The sequence below is a fragment of the Sulfurihydrogenibium yellowstonense SS-5 genome, from assembly GCF_000173615.1.
Lineage (GTDB): Bacteria > Aquificota > Aquificia > Aquificales > Hydrogenothermaceae > Sulfurihydrogenibium > Sulfurihydrogenibium yellowstonense.
The window spans coordinates 1-5,501 of the sequence record NZ_ABZS01000110.1 but is presented as its reverse complement, the minus strand read 5'-3'; the positions used below and the strand labels follow the sequence as shown (position 1 = coordinate 5,501).

Genomic DNA, 5,501 nt, shown 5'->3' with positions numbered 1-5,501 from the left:
GTCGAAGCGGCTTCCTGCTAAGAAGTTGTCGGGGGTAAAACCCCGACCGCGGGTTCGAATCCCGCCCTCTCCGCTCTTAAAAATTTATCACTAACCAAAGTCCAAATAAAGTAAAAATCAGCGTTGGAATTGTCAAAACTATGCCAACTTTAAAATAGTATCCCCACGAAATATTTATTCCTTTATTATTAAGTACATACAACCACAGAAGAGTAGCCAAAGAACCTATCGGTGTTATTTTTGGTCCTAAATCACACCCAATAACATTTGAATAAGCCAATATTTTTGCTGTTTGTATAGGTAAGTTTGCTTCTTCTATGGCAAGGTTTACAAGCATTACAGATGGCATATTGTTCATCACAGAAGATAAAAACGCTGCTAAAAATCCTGTTGTAAAAATACTTACAAAATTTCCATACTCTACGGATTTGGCTATAATTTCAGCTAATATATTAGTAAAACCTGCATTTTTTAGACCATAGACTACAACATACATTCCAACCGAGAAAACAACAATATGCCATGGTGTCTCTTTTGTTAAAACAAACTTTAAATCAATAACTCTTTCTTTCAATGAAGCAATGGCAAAAATTACAGCTCCAAGTCCGATTATAAAGGATGTTGGAATTTTATAATGTTCTCCTACAAAGAAAGCTATTAATAAAAATGCAGAGATAATCCATGTAAGCTTAAATAGAAATTTATCTTTTATGGCATATTTTGGCGGTTTGTCTTCTATGGCTTCTAAATCAATTTTCTTTATTAAATCTTTTCTGAAAAATAGATAAGTAAAAATTATGGTTGCAACAAGAGAAAAGATATTTACAAAAACCATTACAGAAGCATACTCAAAAAATCCTATCTTAAAAAAGTCTGCTGTAAGTATATTTACAAGATTAGAAATTACAAGCGGTAGGCTTGTTGTGTCTGCTACAAATCCACTTCCCATTATGTATGGAAGTATATATTTTTGACTTAGTCCAAGATGTTTTATCTTTTGATAAACAATTGGTGTTAGAATTAATGCTGCTCCATCGTTTGCAAAGAATGCAGAGATTAAAGCTCCAAGGAGTAAAAGATATACAAATAAAACTCTTCCATCGCCCTTTGAAAGCTCTATCATATGAAGTGCAGCCCATTCAAAAAATCCAATTTTATCAAGAATGATCGATATAAAAATGATTCCCAAGAATGCTAAGGTTGGGTCCCAAACTATCTCTACAACCCTGTAAACATCCTTTATTGATACTACACCAAGAATTAATGCTAAAATTGCTCCAACCGTTGCAGTCCACCCAATGCCTATATTAAACGGCTTTTTTATGATAAAAAATAATACAATGAAGAATAAAAGATAAGCGGTTAGACTGCTCATTTCTTTCACTCGATCTCTTTTATAAGCCTTTCAACTTTTTCTTTGATTTGGTCTCTTATTTTTCTAAATGCTTGAAGTTTAGCGTCTTCGGTTGGCCCGATTACTCTTGCCGGGTCTGGTAATCCCCAATGTTCAGTTTTTGCTCCCGGCACAACTGGACAAGTTTCCGCAGCATCTCCGCAGAGAGTAATAACATAATCAACTTCATTTATAGGAATTTCATTAATATGCTTAGAGTACTGCTGTGAAATGTCAATACCATCTTCAGCCATTACCTTTATTGCCAATGGATGAATATAGCCTGACGGATTAGAGCCTGCTGAGTAGATTTCTACATCTTTTCCATACAGCTTAGCAAAATATTTTCCATATCCTTCTGCCATTTGAGACCTTGCAGAGTTTCCTGTGCAGATAAAAGCTATCTTTTTCATCTTAAACCCTCCCAAATATGATATTAAATAAATATCCGGCTATAATGATGGATACAGAAACAATGCCTGCAAATATGGCAATAAGTTTTGGCTTCATTATCTGTTTTAAGATTACAAATTCTGGAAATGATAAGGCTGTAGTAGCCATCATAAATGCTAATGCAGTACCTATTGGTACACCTTTATCTATTAGTGCTTGAATAACTGGCAAAATACCGGCGGAGTTAGAATATAAAGGAACGCCTATGATTACAGCCAATGGCACAGATAAAAAACCGGCTGAATTCATGATGCTTTTTATTGCTTCCTCCGGTACATACCCGTGAATAAAGCTACCTATTCCTATTGCAACGATTATATAAATTGAGATTTTTCTTAGAATATCTTTTACATTATTTTTTGCAAACTCTATTCTTTCTTTAAAAGTCATCGGTTTTTCTTCAGCTTCTCCGAAGGAAAGCTCAAAAACATAATCTTCTATAAGATGTCTTGGGTTTAATTTTTCAATAAAAAACCCGCTTATTATAGCTACTGCTACACCAAACACAACATAAGCCAAAGCAATTTTAAAACCAAAGGATGCAAACAGCAGCCCAAGTGCAACTTCATTAACCATTGGAGAAGATACTAAAAATGCAAATGCAGCCCCAAGCGGAATTCCTGCCTCTACAAATCCAATAAACATTGGAACAGCAGAACAAGAACAAAAAGGTGTAAAAATACCAAGAATAGCAGCCAATGGAATTGCAATAGCTTTATGCTTAGATAAAATCTTTCTTGTTTTTTCAAGTGGAAAATAGCTTCTGATAAAAGATACTGCAAAGATTATTAGCGTTAAAAGTGTAAAGATTTTTAAAGTATCATAAATAAAAAAGTGTGCTACTTCGTATAGTTTATCACTTGGATTTAGATTTAAAATATCTTTTGTAATATAGGTGGCTATGCTGTCGTAAATTTCAAACATCTTAATCTTGTGTGATTAATTCTTCGATTGTTTGTGGTGCAGGAATTGGCGTTCCAACATGTTTTACTTTGCCATCAACTACCAAAACAGGCGTTTTCATAGTTTTATATTTTACTAGCTCTTTAACATCTATAATTTTTTCAACCTCTGCTGGAATATTTTTAGATTTTACGATAGTACTTACAACATTGTAAAGAAGCTCACAGTTATTACAGTTAGAAGCACTAATTATTTGAATTTTTTTCATAATTTCTCCTCCTGATTTATACCGCAGCATCCAATTTCTTCTTTATCTAACTCTATATCTTTTATAAATTCTAAGACAGCGTTTAAAAGTGGATTTTCTTTGTTTAGTGAACAATAAACCCATCTACCAACTTTTTTACAATTAATGATTTTAGCTTCTTTTAAAACTCTGATATGGAAGGATACATGAGGCTGAGACAGCTTTAACAATCTCATAAAATCACAAACACAAAGCTCAGGATTGTCTATCAGCATTCTGACTATCTTTAATCTGCTTCCATCTGATAAGCTATGAAAAAACTGTTTTAACTCTTTCTCTTTCATGATTTGATATTGTATAAAAGATTTTTTATATAAATAATGATTTATATCATATAAAAATACGTCAGATGAGAAATCCGATAAAAGTAGGAGTTTCTTCACACGGCTGTAGAATGACAATTTGGATTTTTGGAACATCCTCTCGCTGTAGTTGATACATTCATTGTTTTTATTCTATTATTTTTTGAGATCTTAAGACTCAATGACTTCACCTCTTTTCAAAATTAGACACTTGAGAAGCTTTTGCTATCAAGCATTAAACTAAGAGTATCACAATTTTCATTATTTTATAATTTTCCGAACCGGTAAACCTATTTACAGATATGAGTTTAATTTTAATTTATCATACCCAATACGTCGGGTGAGAAATTCATTGAAAACACGAGATTCTTCGCTTCGCTCAGAATGTTCTATGTTAAATGTCAAGTACAAAAATTTTCATCAAATGGTCTTCTGTTTTTTAATACACCATATGCCTGTCTTAATAGCTTATGTGCTACAGCTACTAATGCTAACTTTTTAGCTTTACCTTTACTTACTAACCTTTCGTATAATTCTCTGCAGTATTTGTTAAACCTTATTGCTGATAATGCTGCCATGTATAGTATCTTTCTTGCATATGGATTTCCCATTTTCTTTATCGAACCACTTTTCTTTACACTCGTTCCACTTTCATGTATACCCGGACTGATTCCTATAAAACTTGATGCATCTTTTACACTCTTAAATCTTTTAAAATTTCCATATACTGATATTATCATTCCTATAACCCTATCACTTATACCAGGTATACTTTTTAAAAGCTTGTATTCCTCTTGAAAATTCTTCTTAGTCAATTCTTTTATCTCTTTCTCAAGTTCTTTTATGTTTTTTTCTATTTTTCTGATTAGATCATCATAATATTCCAAGTTCTCTTTCAATTTTTTGATTGGTATTGGTACATGACTTAAAGATTCTCTTTGATTTCTTAGCTTTGTAAGCTGATGCTGTAGGTCTTCTAATATCTTTAGTTTTATTTCTATTTCTTTTTCTACATCTGGTTTTGGTTTATAAAGCTCTCCATCGAAAAACGTTCTTCCATACTGTGCAATAAAGTATGAATCAGTCTTATCTGTTTTGACTCTTGTCATTTTAGCTTCCATAAACTTCTTTATCTAAAATGGATTTACTACTGCTACTTGATAGCCATTTTCATACAGATAATTAGCAAGCTTTAAATGATAAACTCCTGTATGCTCCATTATGATAAGCATATCTGACTGCTTAAACTTTTTAAGATAAGGCTTTATTTTCTTTTCAAACTCAACTGGGTCTGATTTAACTTCAAAGGTTTCTTTCTTGTTATCATACAATACTGTAGCAGTGAATGAGTTTTTAGATACATCAACTCCAACGACGATTTTGTAGTTGTTCATAAGATTACCTCCTTTCATAAAATACTTGACATGAGAGAAACTTCCTGATAACCTATCATCGTAATCAATACAGGCTTAAAAGCCTAATGTTCTGATTCAGGTTTTAGGAAGTAGAGGAAGGACAGTCTACAAACATTCTGAGCGGTCTTAAAAGACCAATGACAATAACTTGATCTGTCCTTCCTTTTTTCTCCCATGTCTATAATTATTATAAAACTTATTCTCTTGTAGATTAAAATTTTTAGTATATTTAATATACGATGACATATAAGGTTATCCTTCCTTTAATGCGTATCATTCAACCTTTCGCTGTCATTCTGAGGACTTTAGTCCGAAGAATCTCACTTTTAAATTTTATAAAAATCACTAATTTCTCACCCAAGGTATAAAGGGTGTAAATATGTTAAAGTATGTGAAGATAAACAAGAAAAGAGTAAAAGGCAAATTATTGAAGCAGTTAATTCTCAAATAAAAAATTTCAATCTTATAAGTAGATGGAGAAAGATTAAAACTTTTGTTGCTTATCTATATTCATATGCTATTGGTTATAGCTTTTTTAGAAAAAGTAAACTATGGAGGTAATTTCTCACCCAAGGTATTTTAAATTATCATATCCAATATATCTATCTCTATGTTAGAATAGATTTAAACAATTGGAGGGATGTATTATGAATATCTATTTTTTTGAGACGGAAGATTGGGAAAGATTGTACTTAGAGAAAAAAATTCAAGACTCAGGAATTCAAGGA

5 protein-coding genes and 1 pseudogene are annotated in these 5,501 nt (G+C 32.0%); all 6 read right to left on the bottom strand.

Features of this window, described 5'->3' with window-relative positions; translation table 11 throughout:
- Positions 1–76: 76 nt before the first annotated feature.
- Complete coding sequence (locus SULYE_RS05380) at positions 77–1,375, bottom strand: arsenic transporter (protein ID WP_043989132.1); 1,299 nt, start codon at positions 1,373–1,375, stop codon at positions 77–79.
- Between the two features lie 5 nt (positions 1,376–1,380).
- Positions 1,381–1,806, bottom strand: coding sequence for an arsenate reductase ArsC (locus SULYE_RS05375; RefSeq protein ID WP_007547296.1), 426 nt, complete (start codon positions 1,804–1,806; stop codon positions 1,381–1,383).
- Between the two features lies 1 nt (position 1,807).
- Positions 1,808–2,770, bottom strand: coding sequence for a permease (locus SULYE_RS05370; protein WP_007547295.1), 963 nt, complete (start codon positions 2,768–2,770; stop codon positions 1,808–1,810).
- 1 nt (position 2,771) lies between these two features.
- Entirely contained in the window at positions 2,772–3,017 is a 246-nt protein-coding gene (locus SULYE_RS05365) for a thioredoxin family protein (RefSeq protein WP_007547294.1), read from the bottom strand.
- On the bottom strand, positions 3,014–3,340 hold the full coding sequence (locus tag SULYE_RS05360) for an ArsR/SmtB family transcription factor (RefSeq protein WP_007547293.1): 327 nt from the start codon (positions 3,338–3,340) through the stop codon (positions 3,014–3,016). The genes SULYE_RS05365 and SULYE_RS05360 overlap by 4 nt, the downstream gene beginning before the upstream one ends.
- Before the next feature lie 419 nt (positions 3,341–3,759).
- Positions 3,760–4,752: pseudogene (locus SULYE_RS05355) on the bottom strand (IS110 family RNA-guided transposase).
- Between the last annotated feature and the right edge of the window lie 749 nt (positions 4,753–5,501).

What these genes read in the sequence shown, in the direction of transcription:
- SULYE_RS05380 (WP_043989132.1), bottom strand. Translation starts at nt 1,375, where the DNA reads ATGAGCAGTCTAACCGCTTATCTTTTATTCTTCATTGTATTATTTTTT.
- SULYE_RS05375 (WP_007547296.1), bottom strand. Translation starts at nt 1,806, where the DNA reads ATGAAAAAGATAGCTTTTATCTGCACAGGAAACTCTGCAAGGTCTCAA.
- SULYE_RS05370 (WP_007547295.1), bottom strand. Translation starts at nt 2,770, where the DNA reads ATGTTTGAAATTTACGACAGCATAGCCACCTATATTACAAAAGATATT.
- SULYE_RS05365 (WP_007547294.1), bottom strand. Translation starts at nt 3,017, where the DNA reads ATGAAAAAAATTCAAATAATTAGTGCTTCTAACTGTAATAACTGTGAG.
- SULYE_RS05360 (WP_007547293.1), bottom strand. Translation starts at nt 3,340, where the DNA reads ATGAAAGAGAAAGAGTTAAAACAGTTTTTTCATAGCTTATCAGATGGA.